This window comes from Flavobacterium saccharophilum, assembly GCF_900142735.1.
In the GTDB taxonomy this organism is placed as follows: Bacteria; Bacteroidota; Bacteroidia; order Flavobacteriales; family Flavobacteriaceae; genus Flavobacterium; species Flavobacterium saccharophilum.
The window spans coordinates 462331-482375 of record NZ_FRBY01000003.1 but is presented as its reverse complement, the minus strand read 5'-3'; the positions used below and the strand labels follow the sequence as shown (position 1 = coordinate 482375).

At 35.6% G+C, this 20045-nt stretch carries 12 protein-coding genes; 11 read left to right on the top strand and 1 reads right to left on the bottom strand.

Annotated elements, in window-relative coordinates; translation table 11 throughout:
- Positions 1-210 precede the first annotated feature (210 nt).
- The 11 genes from BUA98_RS12025 to BUA98_RS11975 all read left to right on the top strand — a co-directional run bounded on the left by BUA98_RS12025 (position 211) and on the right by BUA98_RS11975 (position 15898).
- A complete protein-coding gene (locus BUA98_RS12025; RefSeq protein ID WP_244279198.1) occupies positions 211-2307 on the top strand; it encodes an alpha-glucuronidase family glycosyl hydrolase in 2097 nt (698 codons plus the stop codon).
- Between the two features lie 19 nt (positions 2308-2326).
- The gene (locus tag BUA98_RS12020; protein WP_072972790.1) at positions 2327-3064 is read left to right on the top strand and encodes an SDR family NAD(P)-dependent oxidoreductase; all 738 of its coding nucleotides are present in this window, start codon (positions 2327-2329) and stop codon (positions 3062-3064) included.
- Positions 3065-3455: 391 nt separating this feature from the next.
- A complete protein-coding gene (gene uxuA, locus BUA98_RS12015) occupies positions 3456-4619 on the top strand; it encodes a mannonate dehydratase (RefSeq protein ID WP_086065291.1) in 1164 nt (387 codons plus the stop codon).
- Between the two features lie 153 nt (positions 4620-4772).
- A complete protein-coding gene (locus BUA98_RS12010) occupies positions 4773-5909 on the top strand; it encodes an endo-1,4-beta-xylanase (protein WP_072972789.1) in 1137 nt (378 codons plus the stop codon).
- Between the two features lie 190 nt (positions 5910-6099).
- Complete coding sequence (locus BUA98_RS12005; protein ID WP_072972787.1) at positions 6100-7533, top strand: MFS transporter; 1434 nt, start codon at positions 6100-6102, stop codon at positions 7531-7533.
- A 36-nt stretch (positions 7534-7569) separates the two neighbouring features.
- Complete coding sequence (locus BUA98_RS12000; RefSeq protein ID WP_072972785.1) at positions 7570-8598, top strand: glycoside hydrolase family 43 protein; 1029 nt, start codon at positions 7570-7572, stop codon at positions 8596-8598.
- 434 nt (positions 8599-9032) lie between these two features.
- Positions 9033-10043 carry a GntR family transcriptional regulator gene (locus BUA98_RS11995; protein WP_072972783.1) on the top strand — a complete coding sequence of 337 codons (1011 nt, stop codon included), beginning with the start codon at positions 9033-9035 and terminating at the stop codon, positions 10041-10043.
- Positions 10044-10046: 3 nt separating this feature from the next.
- The gene (locus BUA98_RS11990) at positions 10047-11534 is read left to right on the top strand and encodes a xylulokinase (RefSeq protein ID WP_072972782.1); all 1488 of its coding nucleotides are present in this window, start codon (positions 10047-10049) and stop codon (positions 11532-11534) included.
- A gap of 6 nt (positions 11535-11540) precedes the next feature.
- Positions 11541-12866 (top strand): xylose isomerase, encoded by a 1326-nt coding sequence (gene xylA / locus BUA98_RS11985; RefSeq protein WP_072972780.1) that lies wholly within the window; start codon positions 11541-11543, stop codon positions 12864-12866.
- A 347-nt stretch (positions 12867-13213) separates the two neighbouring features.
- Positions 13214-13870, top strand: a complete 657-nt coding sequence (fsa, locus tag BUA98_RS11980; RefSeq protein WP_072972778.1) for a fructose-6-phosphate aldolase — start codon at positions 13214-13216, stop codon at positions 13868-13870.
- Positions 13871-13984: 114 nt separating this feature from the next.
- A complete protein-coding gene (locus tag BUA98_RS11975; protein ID WP_072973295.1) occupies positions 13985-15898 on the top strand; it encodes a sialate O-acetylesterase in 1914 nt (637 codons plus the stop codon).
- A 122-nt stretch (positions 15899-16020) separates the two neighbouring features.
- On the opposite strand, the gene BUA98_RS11970 is transcribed toward BUA98_RS11975, so the two are convergent.
- Positions 16021-20034, bottom strand: coding sequence for a PAS domain S-box protein (locus tag BUA98_RS11970; protein ID WP_072972776.1), 4014 nt, complete (start codon positions 20032-20034; stop codon positions 16021-16023).
- Positions 20035-20045 lie beyond the last annotated feature (11 nt).

The window sequence follows — 20045 nt, the reverse complement described above, 5'->3', positions numbered from 1 at the left end:
GCTAGTTTCTTGTCAATTATTTCCTTTTTTAACAAAAGAATTTGTGTTGTGTGAAAATTTTTGCAGTAAAGTTTTTTTGTTAAAACACAATATCATATTTTTACGCAACCGATTGCAATTTTTTAATCATTCAAAAATAATCTGATGCGATATCAAAAGAAATATTTATTTATACTTTCTGTTTTTCTGCTTTTGTTTTCATTTAAAACAATGGCTCAAAAGGATTATAAATTGTGGCTTCAGTATGATAAAAAAACTGATGCGGAATTGGTTTCCAAATACCTTTCTAATGTTCAGGGAATTGTTTCTTTAGGGAATGCAGAAACTTCAAAAATTGCTTCAAATGAATTGCAATTGGGTTTACAAAATATGTTAGGGAAGAAGTTCGAAATTAAGGCAAAAATTGATTTAGATAAAACTGTAATTATTGGTTCTAAAGCATTACTAAGTGCTGAAATTCAAAAGGAAATTGGAAATTTTGATCAGATAAATGAAGAAGGATTTATCATTAAAACGATTTTCTTAAAAGGAAAAAATCAAATTGTCATTACGGGCAAAAAAGAGGTTGGGGTTTTGTATGGCGTTTACAATTTTTTGAGATTGATTCAGACCAATAAAAACATCAAAAATCTTAATATAGTCGATTCGCCAAAAACGAATATTAGAATTCTAAATCACTGGGATAATTTAGACCGAACTGTAGAACGTGGTTATGCAGGGTTCTCTTTATGGAACTGGCAGAAATTACCTGATTTTATCGATCAGCGATATATTGATTACGCAAGAGCAAATGCGTCTATCGGAATTAATGGAACAGTTTTAACGAATGTAAATGCCAACGCTTTAATCTTAACATCTCAATATTTAGAAAAGGTAGAAGCTTTGGCGAATGTGTTCAGACCTTATGGAATAAAAGTTTATTTAACCGCTCGTTTTTCGGCACCAATAGAAATTGGAGGTTTAAAAACAGCCGATCCAAAAGACGCTGATGTAGCCAATTGGTGGAAAAATAAAGCCAAAGAAATTTACAAAAGAATTCCGGATTTTGGTGGATTTTTGGTGAAAGCAAATTCAGAAGGGCAACCTGGTCCTCAAAATTATGGAAGAGATCACGTTGACGGAGCCAATATGTTAGCCGATGCTGTTGCACCTTTTGGAGGCGTAATTATGTGGCGCGCGTTTGTTTATTCAGAACATGACGCCAATGATCGTGCAAAACAGGCTTACGCCGAATTTGTAACGTACGATGGAAAATTCAAAGACAATGTAATTGTTCAGGTAAAAAATGGAGCAATCGATTTTCAGCCTCGTGAACCTTTTCATCCCATGTTTGGTGCCATGCCAAAAACACCTTTGATGATGGAGTTTCAAATCACACAGGAATATTTAGGTTTTAGTACGCATTTGGTTTTTCTGCCTAAATTATTTCAGGAAGTTTTAGCATCTGATACCTATCAAAAAGGAAAAGGGACGACTGTTGCCAAAGTTATTGACGGTTCTTTAACGAAAACAAAACTGACCGGAATTGCCGGGGTTTCCAACATAGGAAATGACTTAAACTGGACCGGTCATCCTTTTGCGCAGGCAAATTGGTATGGCTTTGGAAGATTGGCGTGGAATCCGGAATTAGATTCTGAAGTTATTGCGGATGAATGGCTGAGATGCACTTTCTCCAATGATGAAAATTTCATAAAACCAGTTGCAGCAATGATGATTGAATCACGGGAAGCGGTTGTAAATTATATGACGCCCCTTGGGTTGCATCATATTATGGATACAGGTCATCATTATGGGCCGGGGCCATGGGTTTCGAATTTGTCAAGACCAGAATGGAATCCGGTATATTATCATAAAGCAGATAAAAACGGAATAGGTTTCGATCGTTCTAAAACCGGAACCAATGCTACAGCGCAATATGCACCGGAAGTAGCCAAAATTTTCTCTACTTTAGAAACCTGTCCAGAAAAAGATTTATTATGGTTTCATCATGTTTCCTGGGATTATAAATTGAAAAACGGTCAGACACTTTGGAACGGTTTGGCTTTAAAATATCAGGAAGGTGTAAATCAGGTAAAAAACATGCAGGACGTCTGGAATAAAAGCGCAAAGTATGTTGATGAAGACCGTTTCAAAGAAGTGCAAATGTTATTAGAAATTCAGTATAAAGAAGCAAAATGGTGGAGAGATGCGTGTTTACTTTATTTTCAACAATATTCTGGTAAAGAATTGCCAGCAGGAGTAGAGAAACCAACACAAACTTTAGACTATTTTCAATCCTTAAAATTCCCCTTTGCACCGGGAAATTAAATATTCAAATTAAAAAAATATGAGCACAAAAGCAGCAATTGTAACCGGAGGGAATTCGGGATTGGGTTTTGCAACAGCAAAGAAATTATGTGATAACGGAATCAAAACCTATATAATTGGAAGATCAAAAGAGAAAACAGAAGATGCCTGCAAAGAGATCGGACCAAATGCAATTCCGGTTATTTTTGATCTAAATGATTTGGCAGGAATTCCTGCTATGATTGAAAACATAGCTAAAGAAAATCCGATTGATATTTTAGTAAACAATGCAGGAATCAATCTTAAAAAAGAATTTTTGGACGTAACAGATGAAGATTTTTTATCTATAATTCATACGAATCTTTTGAGTGTTTTTGCGGTTAGCAAAGCTGTGGTAAAAAACATGAAAGAAAATGGGACAGGAAGTATTATCAACATTAGTTCGATGGCATCACAATATGGTATTCCAAAAGTAATTGCTTACTCGGCAAGCAAAGGAGCAATTGAATCAATGACCAGAGCAATGGCGGTAGAATTGGCTCCATTTGGAGTTCGTGTAAACTGTGTCGCTCCAGGATTTATCAAAACAAAAATGTCTTCGACGGCACTTGATAATGATCCGGAAAGAAAAAATAAAGTGCTGGGAAGAACGCCAATGGGATTCTTAGGAGAACCATCAGATATTGCAGATGCTGTTTATTATTTCGCTTTAAGCGAATCAAAATATACAACCGGAACCGTTTTGCCAGTTGATGGCGGAAACAGTATTGGGTTTTAAGAAAAAAATTTAAACACATTATAGTTGTGTTGGAAAAGATTTAAACACATAGAAACATAGATTTGGTTTAACGTAAAGACGTTTCACTCGTTTTGAAAACTCATAAGCTGTGTGTTAATTTTTTTTAAACACATAGATACATAGATTTGGTTTGACGGTCAAGGCGTTTTACTTGTTTTGAAAACACATAAACTGTGTGTTTAAAAATCTAAACAGACAACATTAAAGGTTGTAAAAAATAAAATACATTAGTACACATAGCCTGCTATGTGTTTTTTAAACAAGTGAAATGCCTTTTTTCAACACAATGTTAAGCTATGTCTCTATGTGTTTAAAATTTAAAGTGTTTAAAATTAAAGTGTTAAAAAATAAAGTTAGTATTATGATAAAAATGCAACAAACCATGCGCTGGTTTGGCCCTCAGGATAATGTTACTTTAAGAGATATTAAGCAGGCCGGAGCAATCGGAATTGTAACGGCTTTGCATCAAATTCCCGTTGGGGAAATTTGGTCAATCGAAGACATCAAAGAAAGGCAGCAAATTATCAGGGAGGCCGGATTAGAATGGTCTGTTGTGGAAAGTTTACCGGTTCATGAAGAAATAAAACGTGCAACCGGAGCTTATTTGCAATACATCGAAAATTATAAAATCAGTTTAAAAAACCTGGCGGATTGCGGCATTAAAATCATCACCTATAATTTTATGCCGATTCTCGACTGGGTGCGAACCAATCATAATTTTATTAATGAAGACGGAAGTAAGGCCTTGTTATACAATCAGCTTGCTTTTGCTTATTTTGATGTGTTTTTATTGAAAAGACCCAATGCTGAAAATGATTATTCGGAGGAAGAAAAAGCAAATGCATTGGAATTCGGAAATAAACTTTCTGAAGAAGAAAAAGCATTACTTTTTAAAAATGTTTTATTAGGATTGCCTGGCAGTAAAATCAATTTTACAGCTGAGCAGATTCTTTCGTTATTAGATAATTACGCTGAAATTGATAATACTAAACTAAGAGAAAACCTGATTTATTTTTTATCGGAAGTAGCTCCGGTTGCTGAAGAATTAGGTTCTAAATTAGCGATTCATCCGGATGATCCGCCGTTTTCGGTTTTAGGTTTACCCCGAATTGTTTCCACAGAAAAAGATATCAAAACGATTTTGGAAGCTGTGCCTTTAAATGCAAACGGACTTTGTTATTGCACAGGTTCATTGGGAGCAGATCCAAAAAATAATCTGGAGAAAATTATTGATGATTGCGGAGATCGAATCCACTTTTTACACTTGCGAAATACCTTCCGCGAAAGCGAAAACATTTTTAGGGAATCTGCCCATTTAGAAGGAGATACCAAAATGGAAGTCATTATTGAAAAACTGCTTTTATTGATGAATAAAACAAAAGTGAGTTTGCCCATGCGTCCGGATCATGGCTTTTTACATGATGTGGATGAAAAAACAGAAGCGTATCCAGGCTATTCTCTAGTGGGAAGATTAAAAGGTCTTGCCGAATTAAGAGGATTAGAAATGGGAATTGCTTATAAATTGAAAAACTGAGTGTATGGGATTTTGACCTAAAAGATTTTTAAAATCTGTCAGGTCTTAAGGAAAGGAATTATGTTTTTTTATCAAGTGAAACACCTTTGCAGACAAAGAAAATCTATGTCTCTCAGTGCTTAGAAATTAACTATCAACCAAAAAATAAAAAAAATGAAATTAATTAAACCTTGTTTACTGGCAATAACCACATTGCTGTTTGTAAATTGTACGGCGCAAAAAAAAGCCAGCTCCCTGAAAGAGGCGTATAAGAAAGATTTTTACATCGGTACTGCTTTAAGTGCGAATCAAATTGAAATTAAAGATGCCAAACAAGACGCACTGATTCGTAAAGAATTTAATGCGATCACGGCAGAAAATATAATGAAATCGATGTTTGTACATCCTCAAAAAGACAAATATGATTTTGCAATGTCTGATAAATTTATAGCCTATGGCGAGAAGAATAAAATGTTTATTCACGGCCATACTTTAATTTGGCACAGTCAGTTAGCTCCGTGGATGGAAAAAATCAAGGACAGCACAGAAATGAAAGCTTTCATGAAAGATCATATTACGACAATCGTTTCAAAATACAAAGGAAGAATAGGTTCGTGGGATGTTGTGAATGAAGCTTTAAACGAAGATGGAACCTTACGAAAATCCGTTTTTTTAAATACACTTGGCGAGCAATATCTTACTGATGCTTTTAAATTAGCCGCCGCTGCAGATCCTAAAGTAGATTTGTATTACAATGATTATAACAATGAAGAACCTGCGAAAAGAGAAGGTACCATCAATTTAATTAAAAAAGTTAGAGCAGGAGGAGGTAAGGTTGACGGAGTTGGTATTCAGGCGCATTGGCGTTTGGAAAGTCCTTCATTACAAGAAATTGAAGAAAGTATTTTGGCTTATTCTGCAATAGGTTTAAAAGTTGCTTTTACAGAATTAGATATCACTGTTTTGCCAAATCCATGGGATTTAAAAGGGGCTGATGTCAATCAGAATTTTGAAGGTAGTGCCAAAATGAATCCGTATCCGGAAAAACTTCCAGCTGAAGTGCAGGACAAGTTAGCACAGCGTTATGCAGCTATTTTTAAGTTATTTTTGAAACACAAAGACAAAATCAGCAGGGTAACTTTATGGGGTGTTTATGATGGACAATCCTGGCTAAATGACTGGCCCATAAAAGGCCGTACAAATTATCCTTTATTATTTGATACGCAATTGCAACCAAAGAAAGCCTATGAGAGCATAATGCAACTAAAGAATCAGAAGAATACTGGGATCGACAAAGGGTTTAAAGATTAGTGCAACAGGTTGTTTTTCAAAAAAATACGCAATAAAGCAAAGTAAATTTGCATGATATGTTTTTTTTGCTAATTTTACACAACCGATTGCTTAAATAAAAGCCTTTTGAAAACAGTATACTAGCTAACTAAATAATCAAATTTAAATCAACTTTGATTATAAAATTAACCAAAATAACCACAAACAAATAATGAATTTTAATTCTCAAAAACTATCCATAAAAGAAAAAATTGGATACAGCTTAGGCGACCTTGCGGCAAATTTAGTCTTTCAGACACTGATTACTTACCTCGCTTATTTTTACACTGATATTTACGGATTATCGCCTCAGGATTCTTCTATAATTATGTTGGTTGTCGGTTTGATAGCAGCTTTTGTTTTTAATCCAATTATTGGGGTTTTGGCAGACAGGACCAGTACCAAATGGGGAAAATTCAGACCCTGGATTTTATGGACCGCAGTACCTTTGGGAGTTATTTCTTTGTTAGCTTTTACAACACCTAATTTTGCCTATCACGGTAAAGTAATTTATGCGGTTGTGACTTATACCTTTTTGTTACTGTTTTATGCCAGTAACAATTTGCCGTATTCTGCTTTAAGCGGTGTAATTACTGGTGATATGGGCGAACGCAATAGTTTATCATCTTATCGTTTTGTGGCCGTAATGTTTGCACAGTTTTTTGTTCAGGTTTTTATGCTTGGGATCATCAAAAGTGTCGGAAATGGTGATAAAGCAATTGGTATTGAAAAAGTAATGACAGCGTTGGCCATATTTGGTACCATAATGTTATTGATTACATTTTTTACAACAAAAGAACGTATCGTTCCAAAACCAGAGCAAAAATCAAGTATTAAAGAAGATTTAAGTGATTTGGTAAAAAATAAACCTTGGTTAATCATGCTGGCCTTGACGACTTTGGTATTTATTACTTTGGCAATGAAAGGCAGCGCTTATGTGTATTATTTTGAAAATTATGTAGACAAACAACAACTGGCGATTTTTATTCAGCCAATATTAGATGGTCTAGCCGGGATTGGACTGAATCAGTTTGGTGATGACCCTATTGCGGCTGGTTTTGGATTATTTAATGCTGGTGGTATTATTTTCATGATTGTCGGAATCACTTTGTCAAAAAGATTGGCGGATAAACATGGTAAAAGAAATGTTTTTGCATCCTTTTTATTCGTGTCGACTTTATTCATTTTAGCCTTTTATGTGTTTTCATCCAAATTCATCGGTCTGATATTTTTCTCCCAAATTTTGCATGGGTTTTTCTACGGAATCACCATTCCAATTCTTTGGGCGATGATTGCCGATGTGGCTGATTATTCAGAATGGCTAAATAACCGTCGTGCTACCGCAATCATATTTTCGGCTATGATGGTGGGTTTAAAAGCCGGGTTGAGTATTGGAGGCGCTTTAACAACTTCATTATTAGGATATTTTAATTACGTTCCAAATTCGTTAGTACAAACAGACGTCGCAATTAATGGAATCAAATTATTGGTAAGTATTTTTCCTGCGATACCATTTCTAATTGGTGTTGGATTACTGTTTTTTTATAAAATCAATAAGAAAATGGAAGTGCAGATTGAAGCTGATTTGAAAGAAAGAAGAGTTTAGATTATTTAAATAAAAATTAAAAAAATAGAGAGCAATATGCCTGAAGATAGCATTGAAGATATTGATTTTGCAGCGTTAGACAAACGCGCGATATCAAATCCGTTAGTAAATCATATGTATACCGCAGATCCATCTGCGCATGTATTTAATGGAAAAATATACATTTATCCCTCTCATGATATTGATGCCGGAATTCCTTTTAATGACAATGGAGATCATTTTGGAATGGAAGATTATCACGTCATTTCGATGGAAAACGTAAATGCGGAAGCCGTGGACAACGGTCTGGCTTTACATGTAAATGATGTTTCATGGGCAGAGCGACAAATGTGGGCTCCCGATGCCGCATGTAAAAACGGAAAATATTATTTGTATTTCCCGGCCAAACGTGCCAACGGAATTTTCCAGATTGGAGTAGCGATAAGTGATTCGCCAACTGGTCCTTTTATACCGGAACCAGAAGCAATCAAAGGAAGTTATACTATTGATCCTGCAGTTTTTGAAGACAAAGACGGAAAATATTATATGTATTTTGGTGGTATTTGGGGTGGTCAGCTTCAAAAGTACCGAAACAATAAATACGATGAATCGAATGAAGAACCTTCTTCAAATGAACCTGCATTAGGACCAATTGTAGCTTTATTGTCGGATGACATGAAGGAATTTGCAGAAGAGCCAAAAGAAATTAAAATTTTGGATGAAAATGGAGCTGTTTTATTAGCGGGTGATAATGATCGTCGTTTTTTTGAAGCTTCATGGGTTCACAAATATGATGGCAAATATTACTTCTCGTATTCAACAGGAGATACGCATTTCATCTGTTATGCAATAGGAGATAATCCGTATGGGCCTTTTACTTATAAAGGAAGAATTCTGAATCCGGTAATTGGCTGGACTTCGCATCATTCTATTTGTGAGATTGAAAACGAATGGTATTTGTTTTATCACGATTCAAGTTTATCAAAAGGAGTAACGCATTTAAGATCTATCAAAGTAACAAAAATTGAATATAATGCTGACGGTTCGATTGTTACGATTAATCCGTATGATAAAAAAGAGGAATAGGCATTAAAAAAATTTGAAGAAAATCACAACCGGTTGTTTGATAAAGATTTAATAAATAAGTCCCATCGGGACGCCATGTTTATAGAATTGATAAGATTAATATAAATAGCGAACCCCATCGGGGTGACATCATAGACTATGATATCGCTCCGCTGGAGCTCTTATAAAGATGAGGGACTTTTTGCTATAAATATTACGCTCCGCTGGAGCTTTTGAAAATTAGTATCCTGTCACCTCTTTTGAAAACGATTTGCGTGAGGGATAGCAGTGGAAAGCCCGGAGCCTGACGGAGGAAGAGCGAGGACTTGAAACGGATAGCCCGGCCCGGAGGGACACGCCCTAATTATTTTAAAAGTTAACATTTTTATTGTAAAAAGTATTTTTTTATTACAAACATTTATCTAATTTAGCATACCAGAACAGAACGGAACAGTATGTTAAACGAAGAGCAGGAAAAATTTGTATTTGTAATCAATCACGACAGTGATATTCCGAAATACCAGCAGTTGGTCAATGGAATAAATAATGCTATTGCAGAGAATATTCTGCAAAAAGGAGATTTGCTTCCGTCGGTAAATGCGATTTGCAAAGAAAATCAGTTGTCGAGAGATACTGTTTTTAAAGCGTATACTATTTTGAAGGATCAGAATGTAATTGATTCTGTTCCGAATAAAGGTTATTATGTATCGGGTGAAACCAGAAAAGTGCTTTTGGTATTAGATACTTTCAAGGCGTATAAAGAAGTTTTGTATCACTCGTTTGTGAATAATTTACCGGACAATGTTATTACTGATGTACAATTTCATCATTATAATATTGATGTTTTTAAAACGATCATTAATAATAGCGTTGGCAAGTATTACAAATATGTGGTGATGAATTTTGACCACAAAGAAGTGTCGCCAACATTATCGGCAATTTCGAATGATAAATTGCTTTTGATTGATTGGAATATTCATGTGAAGAAGGAGAATAATTATGTTTTTCAGGATTTCGGAAAAGCATTTTATAATTCGCTTAAAGAAGCCGTTGATTTGTTTAAAAAGTATAAAAACATACAATTTATTTATCCGGATTATACGAATCATCCAAAAGAAACATTGGAATCCTTTAAGAAATTTTGTGCCGATTTTCATTTTAAATATGAGATTATCACAGATTCAAAAAAGTTCAATATCGAAAAAGGAATCGCTTATATCAGTGTTAGTGACAGGGTTTTAGGAGACTTTTTGGAACAGTGCAAGGAGAAGGATTTAGAGCCGGGAACGGATGTTGGTTTTTTATCGTACAATGAAACACCAATGAAGAAATTTATTTATAAAGGAATCTCAGTAGTGTCGACAGATTTTAAGGAAATGGGAACAAAAGCAGCAGCATTTATCACAACAGATGAAACGGTGCAGGAATATATAGCAACAAGTTTAACAATAAGAGAATCATTATAAAGTATGTATTATATAGGATATGATATTGGAAGTTCTTCGGTCAAGGTTGCCTTGGTGGAAGCAGCAACAGGCAAAAAAATAGTCGTTTTGCACGAACCGCAAAACGAAATGGAGATCGTTTCATTGCATGCTGATTGGGCAGAGCAGGATCCGGAAATCTGGTGGCAGCACATTTGTGTTGCGACAAAGAGAGCGATTCGCGAAGCAAATATTGATGCCTCTAAAATTCAGGGTGTGGGTATATCGTATCAAATGCACGGATTAGTTATTGTGGATGAAGCATGCACCCCATTGCGCAATGCGATAATTTGGTGCGACAGTAGAGCTGTAGCGATAGGTGATAAAGCTTTTGAAGAAATTGGAGCAGAAAAATGTTTCAGCCATTTATTGAATTCTCCTGGGAATTTCACCGCTTCAAAATTAAAATGGGTTAAAGAAAACGAACCAGAAATATACAGTAAAGTTTATAAATATATGTTGCCGGGTGATTATATCGCTTACAAACTAACAGGCGATGTTACGACCACTAAAAACGGACTTTCTGAAGGAATGCTTTGGGATTATAAAGAGAACAAAGTGGCCGATTGGTTGTTAGATTACTACGGAATCGACCAGTCATTAACACCTACAATTGTGGAGAATTTCACGAATCAAGGGGTGTTGAATGAGAAAGGAGCCAAAGAAGCAGGACTTCCAACAGGAATTCCAGTAGTCTACAGAGCGGGTGACCAACCTAATAATGCATTGGCTTTAAATGTATTAAATCCGGGTGAAGTTGCAGCGACTGGCGGTACGTCTGGCGTATTTTATGCCGTTAGCGAAATGTCAGCCGGAAATAAAAGCACAAGAGTAAACAACTTCGTTCACGTTAATTATGAAGTGTCTAAACCAAGAATTGGGAAATTACTGAATATTAACGGAGCCGGAATTCAGTACAGATGGTTGCGCAATAATATGGGTGATGAAACCTATGAATCGATGAACCGCAAAGCATCAAAAATTGATATCGGATCTGATGGAGTTGTCGTTATTCCGTTTGGAAATGGAGCGGAACGTATGTTCAACAATAAAAACATCGGAACACACTTTTTAAACCTGAATTTGAATATTCACAGCAGTTCGCATTTGTTTAGAGCTTCTTTAGAAGGAATCGCTTTTTCATTTGTCTATGGAATGGAATGTTTAAAAGATGACAATGCGACGATTGGAGTAATCAGAGCCGGAAATGATAATTTATTCCGCTCCGAAATTTTCTCTAATACAGTGGCAACACTTATTGGGCATGAAATCGAAATTTACAATACAACCGGAGCAGTAGGTGCAGCGAGAGCAGTTGGTTTGATCGATGGTGATTTTGAAAAGTTTGGTTCAAGTATTACCACAAACGACCACGTAATGACTTTTTTACCGTTGCAAAACAAAGAGCCATACGTTCAGGCTTACCAAAAATGGAAACAGGAATTAGAATTAATATTAACATACAAAAAATAAAAAGATATGATAGTTTTAGGCAATAAAGAATACTACAAAGGTATAGGCCAGATTAAATTTGAAGGCAAAGAGTCTGATAATCCATTGGCATTTAAATATTATAATCCAGATCAGGTTGTGGCTGGAAAAACAATGCGTGAGCACTTTAAATTTGCGATCGCTTACTGGCATACTTTCTGTGGTCAGGGTTCAGATCCATTCGGACCAGGAACGCAACATTTTCCTTGGGATCAGCCTACAGATGCTATCGCTGCCGCAAAAGAAAAAGCAGATGCAGCATTTGAATTCATTACCAAAATGGGATTTGACTACTACTGTTTTCACGATTATGACTTGGTTAATGAAGGAGCTACTTTCGCAGAATCAGAAAGCAGATTGGCTACCATTACAGCATATTTGAAAGAGAAACAAGCTGCTTCCGGAGTGAAATTACTTTGGGGAACTGCAAACTGTTTTTCTAATCCAAGATATATGAACGGTGCTGCTACTAATCCAGATTTTAATGTATTGGCAAGAGCCGGAGGTCAAATAAAACTGGCATTGGATGCTACCATTGCTTTAGGAGGAGAGAACTATGTATTCTGGGGAGGTCGTGAAGGTTATATGACTTTACTAAACACAGATATGGGAAGAGAATTAGACCACATGGGACAATTCTTAGCTCAGGCAAGAGATTATGCAAGAGCACAAGGATTTAAAGGGAATTTCTTCATTGAGCCAAAACCTATGGAGCCAATGAAACACCAATATGATTTTGACTCGGCTACAGCTATTGGATTTTTGCATAAATACGGCTTAGAGAAAGATTTCAAGATGAACATAGAGGTGAATCACGCTACATTAGCGCAACACACTTTTCAGCACGAAATGGAAGTGGCTGCCAAAGCTGGAATGTTAGGAAGTTTAGATGCTAATAGAGGTGATTACCAAAATGGATGGGATACAGATCAATTCCCAAATAACATTCAGGAAGTTACAGAAGCAATGTTGGTTTTCTTAAAAGCAGGCGGACTACAAGGTGGAGGAGTTAATTTTGATGCAAAAATAAGAAGAAACTCTACCGATATGGAAGATGTATTCTTAGCGCACATTGGTGGAGCTGATACTTTTGCCAGAGCCTTATTGACAGCTGACAAAATTATCACATCTTCTCCTTATGATAAATTAAGAACACAACGTTATAGTTCTTTCGATTCTGGAAACGGAAAAGCTTTTGAAGAAGGAAAATTAAGTTTGACTGATTTGTATAAAATTGCCCAGGAAAATGGTGAATTGAATTTACAAAGCGGTAAACAAGAATTGTTCGAAAATATCATCAATCAATACATTTAATTGATTGACGACAGAAAAATAATTTTCGGTTAAAGTGAAACCGAAATCAAGATTGTTTTTTGTAGTTTTTTTGTCTCTGGCAAAATATTTTGGTTAGTGTATTTGCCAGGGAAAATGAAGTGAATTATTTAGTAATTATGGCCGTTGATGTTGAAGAGATCAACGGCCATTTCACTAATTTCTTATTCAAAACAGATAGTTTTTCAAATTGTCTTCACAGTGATTTCTTTCACTGTTTTTTTATATTTCAAATTATATTTCAATCATATTACCTGTTTCTAATTCATTTTTATGAATTGGAATACAATACTATTATTTAATCAAAAATAAACTTAAACCCAAAACCAATGAAATTTTTTATTGACACAGCAAATTTAGAAGATATTAAAGAAGCCCAGGCACTAGGTGTTTTAGATGGCGTTACAACAAATCCGTCTTTAATGGCCAAAGAGGGAATTACAGGAAAAGAAAATATTTTGAAGCATTATCTGGCAATCTGTAATATTGTAGATGGAGATGTTTCTGCAGAAGTTATTTCAACTGACTTTGACGGAATGATCAGAGAAGGAGAGGAGCTTGCTGCTTTGCACGAACAAATTGTAGTGAAATTACCAATGATTGCTGATGGAATCAAAGCGTGTAAATACTTTTCGGATAAAGGAATCAGAACAAATGTGACTTTAGTTTTTTCACCGGGACAAGCTTTATTAGCTGCAAAGGCAGGAGCGACTTATGTTTCTCCATTTTTAGGAAGACTAGACGATATCTCAACAGACGGAATGCATTTGATTTCTGAAATCAGAGAGATCTATGATAATTACGCTTTCAATACACAAATACTTTCAGCTTCCATCAGACATACCATGCACGTAGTGAATTGCGCTAAAGTTGGATCTGATGTAATGACCGGACCATTATCGTCTATTAAAGGATTGTTGAAACATCCTTTGACTGATATTGGTTTGAATCAATTTATTGAAGATTCTAAAAAGATGCAGCTTTAAAATAAAAGACAAATAGTTTGTTTCGATTGTCATTCAAATTTTCTACAGTCCCTTTTGTATAAAACCAGTTTTCATGCCGTAAATTGTTCATTGATTCCTGAAAGAAAAATAAAAATGAAAAAAATAGTAATCCTTATTGCCTTTTGTCTTTGCAGCGGTATGCATGCTCAGATAAAACTGCCTCGTTTAATTAGCGACGGAATGGTTTTACAACGTGATATTCCATTAAAAATTTGGGGTTGGGCATCGCCAGATGAAAATATTGAAATTAATTTTAATCAAAAGAAATTCAAAACGACAGCTGCAAAAGATGGAAACTGGATGGTTATATTGCCGTCTCAAAAGGCAGGCGGCCCTTACGAAATGACTTTATCAGCCAGCAATATTATTGTCCTGAAAAACATTTTGATTGGTGATGTCTGGCTTTGTTCCGGACAATCGAATATGGAACTTCCAATGGAGCGGGTTAAGGATAAATACAAAGATGTAATTGCAAAAGCTGATAATACCAACATCAGACAGTTTTTGGTGCCTGATCAATACGAATTTGCAAAAGAAAATACAGATCTTTCTTCAGGAGAATGGCTTTCGGCAAATCAGGGAAATATTTTAAAATTCTCGGCGGTTGCTTATTTTTTTGCCGATGAAATCTATCAAAAGTATAAAATTCCGATCGGGTTAATTAATAGCGCATTAGGTGGCTCGCCTGCAGAATGCTGGATCAGTGCCGATGCAGTAAAAAAGTTTCCGGAATATGATGCTGAATATCAAAAGTTCAAAGACGGAACTTTAGGTGCGCAAATTGAGGAAAGTGATAAGAAAATCAGTTCAACCTGGTATGCTACAATTAACAAAGAGGATGAAGGTTTGAAGAATAAATGGTCAAATCCTGAATTAGAAGATTCAGATTGGAAAGGCATGAATATTCCCGGATATTGGGCTGATAATGAAATAGGAAATGTAAATGGTGTTGTCTGGTTCCGAAAAGAATTTACAGTTTCAAACTTAAAAGAAAGTAACGCAAAACTTATTTTAGGAAGAATTGTTGATGCTGATTCGGTTTATGTAAACGGGCATTTTGTGGGTACAACCTCGTATATGTATCCGCCAAGAATTTATCCTTTTGATACTAAATTTTTAAAAGAAGGTAAAAATGAAATCGCGATTCGTGTTATTAATAATACGGGAAGAGGTGGTTTTGTAGAAGATAAATCGTATGAATTGATTCTTGGTAATGAAGTTATTGATTTGAAAGGTTTCTGGAAATATAAATTAGGAGTAAAAATGCTGCCATTGCCTGCACCGACTTTTATCAGATGGAAACCAGTCGGATTGTATAATGCAATGATTGCACCATTAAAAAATTATGGAATAAAAGGCGTGCTTTGGTATCAGGGTGAATCGAGCACTAAAAAACCGGAAGAATATTCGGCTTTGATGGAAACTTTAATCACGAATTGGAGAGCAGAATGGAAGCAAGGTTCCTTTCCGTTTTTATACGTACAGCTTACTAATTTTATGGCACCAAAAACAGAGCCGGGCGAAAGTAATTGGGCAGCATTGAGACAACAGCAAAAAAATATTTTAGCTGTTCCTAATACAGGAATGGCTGTTACTATTGATCTTGGAGAGTGGAATGACATTCATCCTTTAAACAAATACGATGTCGGAAAAAGGCTTTCTTTATTGGCGAGAAAAATGGTTTATGGAGAAAAGAATCTTGTTGCCTCCGGGCCGCTTTTTAAAGCATTGGAACAAAAAGGGAATAAACTTATTTTAAGTTTTACAGATATTGGAACAGGTTTAATATCCAAAGAAAATAAACCGCTTAAAGCATTTGAAATTGCCGGAAATGATGGAAAATTTGTTTGGGCTAATGCAGTAATTGAAGGAGATAAAATTATAATTTCGAACACAACTATTTTAAATCCTAAAAAAGTTCGATATGCCTGGGCAGATAATCCGGATCAGGCGAATTTATATAATAAAGAAAATTTACCGGCTTCACCTTTTGAAGCCAGTTTGTAAAATCATAATCGAATTAAAGAAAAAAAAGCGGGAGTTTTAAAATAGACTCCCGCTTTTATATTGATTTAAATCTTGAAGTTTAAGTTTTGGAATTTGGAATTTAAAAATTGGAATTTAATTCATTATTGAACCGGAAGATAAATATCAAAAGTAGCTCCTTTGTTCTTTTCACCGGTTGCAGTGATAATTCCGCTATGGTTGTCTACAATTTTTTTCACAATGGCAAGACCAATTCCAGTTCCGGTATATTCTAATTTCCCATGTAAACGCTGAAAAACTTCAAAAATCTTGGAGCTGTATTGCTGCTCAAAACCAATTCCATTGTCAGAAATTTTAATATGACAATAGTGGGTGTCTTTTTCTAGTTTTTCATTGTTTAAAAGTGCTCCGCTAACAATTTTACTTTGAATCTTTATTACGATTGGTGTTTCAGGATTGGAGAACTTAAGTGAATTGCTCACCAAATTATACAAAAGCTGTCTAAATTGAAACGGAATAATATTGGCCTCGCAATTTTCACAGTTTTCAATTGTGGCATTTTTTTGCTCAATTTCTTCCTTTAGATCGTCTTTAACTTCATCAATAATTTTAGAAAGATCTGTTTTCTCAAAAACGCGCTCCTGAATATTCGTTCTGGAGTACGAGAGTAAATCATTAATTAGCGTTTGCATACGTTGAGCCGCATTTTGCATGCGCTGAAACTTATCTTTTCCGGCATCAGATAAATTTTCAAACTCTTTTTCCAGGATGAGCGTAGCAAAAGTTTGAATTTTTCTAAGCGGTTCCTGTAAATCATGACTTGAGATATAAGCAAAAGACTGTAACTCCTGATTCATTTTCTCGAGTTCTATGTTTTTTTGCTCCAGTTCTAAAGCATTTAATTTTAATTTGTCATCTGCTTTCTTCTTTTCAGATAGATCATGTGTCACTTTTGAGAAGCCAATAACATGACCTTTTTTGTTGTGAACCGCAGTAATAACAGAACTCGCCCAGAAATAGGTTCCATCTTTGCGAACGCGCCATCCTTCATGACTTGATTTTCCTTTTTCTATAGCTACATTTAGTAGTTTTTGAGGAAGATTTTTCTTTATATCTTCTTCTGTGTAAAATTTAGAGAAATTGTGCCCAATAATTTCTTCAGCTTTATATCCTTTGATCTTTTGAGCTCCTAAATTCCAATTTTCTACAGTTCCTTGATGATCAAGGTATAAGATGGCGTAATCCTGTACCTCTTCCACCATTAAATGATAACGTTCTTCACTTTTTTGAAGTGATTCGTTCATTAAATTCAACTCTCTGGTTCTCGCAGCTACTTGCTGTTCTAGCTCATGCGTAAAGGCTTTTTCAGTATGAATATCGGTGAAGGCACCCACCCATTTTAGAATTTTACCATCAATATCTAAAACCGGTTCACCAATTACGGCGTGCCATCTGTAATTGCCATCTTTCCTTCTAACGCGAACATCACAACGATAGACTTCTCCGGTGGCCAAACTATGGCTCCAAATTCTGGTATTTTCTTCAAAATCATCAGGATGAATCATTGCTCTCCATTCGGCTTCGCCAGCGGGATGGGTTCCGGTGTATTCAAACCATTTTCCGGAAGCAAATAAAGCATTTCCTTTTTCATCCGTTTCCCAAATTAATTGCGGAATACTTTCGGTCAAAGAGCGAAATCTTTTCTCGCTTTCTTCGAGTTCGTGTTGATGGTTTTTTTCATCCGTAATATCCCGGATGGTTCCAATTAACTTTTCTGGGTTATTATCTTCATCGTAGAAAAGTTTTCCTTTTCCTTCAATCCAGTGAATTGAACCATCAATCCATATTGTTCGTGCTTCATAATGAAGATATCCAGAAGCAAGCGCTTCTTTAAAAGCTTTATTGCGAATGTGCATATCATCAGGATGAAGATGTTTAAGCAATTGATCATGGGTTAATTTTAGATTCTCTTTGTAACCACCAACAATTTCAAGATATCTATAAGAATAAATTGGTTCTCTGGTTTTCACATTCAATTCCCAGGTGCCTAATTCACTTGCTTCTACAATAATTTTTAGCCTTTCTTCGTTTTGTTCTATTTCTTTTCGGGCTTCTACTTTTTCGCTGACTTCTGTAACCGTTACGATAATACCTGAAATAGTCCCGTCTTCTTCTTTTAAAGGAGAATATAAAAAGTCGAAATATGAAATTTCCAGTTTTCCATAGCGATTTAAAGGAATAGGAACTTCATACCCGTGAAAAGGAATTCCGGTAGTTAAAACATCATGTAATAAAGAATTTACACTACTTTCGACTTCTGGTAAAGATTTAAATAATGGCTTTCCAACAAAAGTATGCTCTTCTCTGTCAACTAGTTTTAAGTAAGCTTCATTTGCCATTTCAACCATATAGTCAGAACCACGTAAAATAGTGATTCCAATCGGAGCCTGTTTTACAGTATTACGAAATCGTTTATCTGCTTTTTCAATTTCTTGTCTTGCTTTTACCTGAGGTGTATTGTCCAGAACCCAGATAGCGACTTTGGTAACTTTTCCTTCTATATTTTTAAGAGGTGCATATACAAAAGTCACATATACAATTTCTTCTTTACCATGACGCACAAGCATCATTTCTACTTCATTTGCATGAAAGGGCAGACCTTCATTTATAACTTTTTGTAATGCTTCTTCGTAGTAAGGTTTAACTTCGGCAAAGGAATCCCAATAGTGTTTTCCTGCAATTTGATCGTATGATTTTCCTGCGACTTCAATAAAGCTTTCGTTTACGATTTCGCTTATCAAAGTCTTAGCATCTAAAACACAGATGCCAATTGGAGCTTCCAAAACCATGCTCCGCAAATTATTCTCGTTTTCTTCTATTCTTTGCTTTGCGAGATTAAGGTCAGTTGTTTCGGCTGCCGTATTCATTACGCCATAAATGTTCCCATTTATATCGTATAATGGTGTAAAACTATAATCAAAATAAAAAGTTTCTAATATGCCATTTATAGTCAGATCAATACGGGTGTTTTTGGAGTGGAAAGATTCACCAGTTTCAAAAACACGAGTAATCTGATCAAAAACCAATTGATTGTCAAGTTCCGGTAAAATTTCGGTGTATAATTTTCCAACGACATCATTTCCTTTTCCCCAAACGTCCATAATCGATTGGTTAGCAAGTTCAATTCGTTTTTCTTTACCCACATACACACCAATAGGGAAAGGGGCATTTTCTACAAGCTGTCTTGCTTTTTGTTCTCCTTCGTGAATTCTTTCTCTGGCTAGAACCTGTGCTGTTACATCAATAGCAATTGCTACAACTCCAGAGATAGTGCCGTCACTTTCTTTAAGAGCATCATAAACAAAATTCAGATAAAAAGTTTCAATTTTTCCGTTACGTGGCAATTGAACCGGACGTTCATTTGCAATAAATTTTTCCCCCGTTTTATAAACGGTATTGATTAAGTTTTCTAAACCCTGATCTTTTGCTTCTGGCAAGCCTTCAAAAATAGGTTTATTTAATACTTTTTCTGCAGTTGTTCCCCACAATTGAATCATTTTTTCATTTGCAATTTCTACAATATGGTCTTTTCCTCTAACAACACACATTGCAACGGGAGCCTGCATAATATTATTTAAAAAACGGGAATTGCTTTCTTTTAATGCATCAGTAGCCCGTTTCTTTTCTGTTGTTTCAATGACAGTAACAAGGACACCTCCAACGGTACCATCTTCTTTTCTAATTGGGCTGTATGAAAAATCGAAGTAGCATTCTTCTACAAAACCATTTCTATTTAAAGGCAGCATAAAATCTGGAAAGCCAATAGGTCTACCCTCCATTACGCCATCAAACATAGGTCCTATAATGTCCCAGATTTCAGAGAATGTTTGTCTTGTGCCAATCCCCAGAGCATCTGGATGTTTGGTTGAACCTAAAATAGGACGATATCCATCGTTATACAATTGCGTATAATCGTCACCCCAGGCAATATACATTCCAAAAGGGTTTTCAAGCATAACCGCCACCATTGTACAAAGACTCTGAGGCCAGGTTGAAGGATCGCCTAATGATGTTTTACTCCAGTCTTTGGCACGAATCAATTCGCCCATTTCGCCACCACCGGCTAGAAAATAATGTTCCTCGTTTGTACGGTTCATTCTCAAAACTA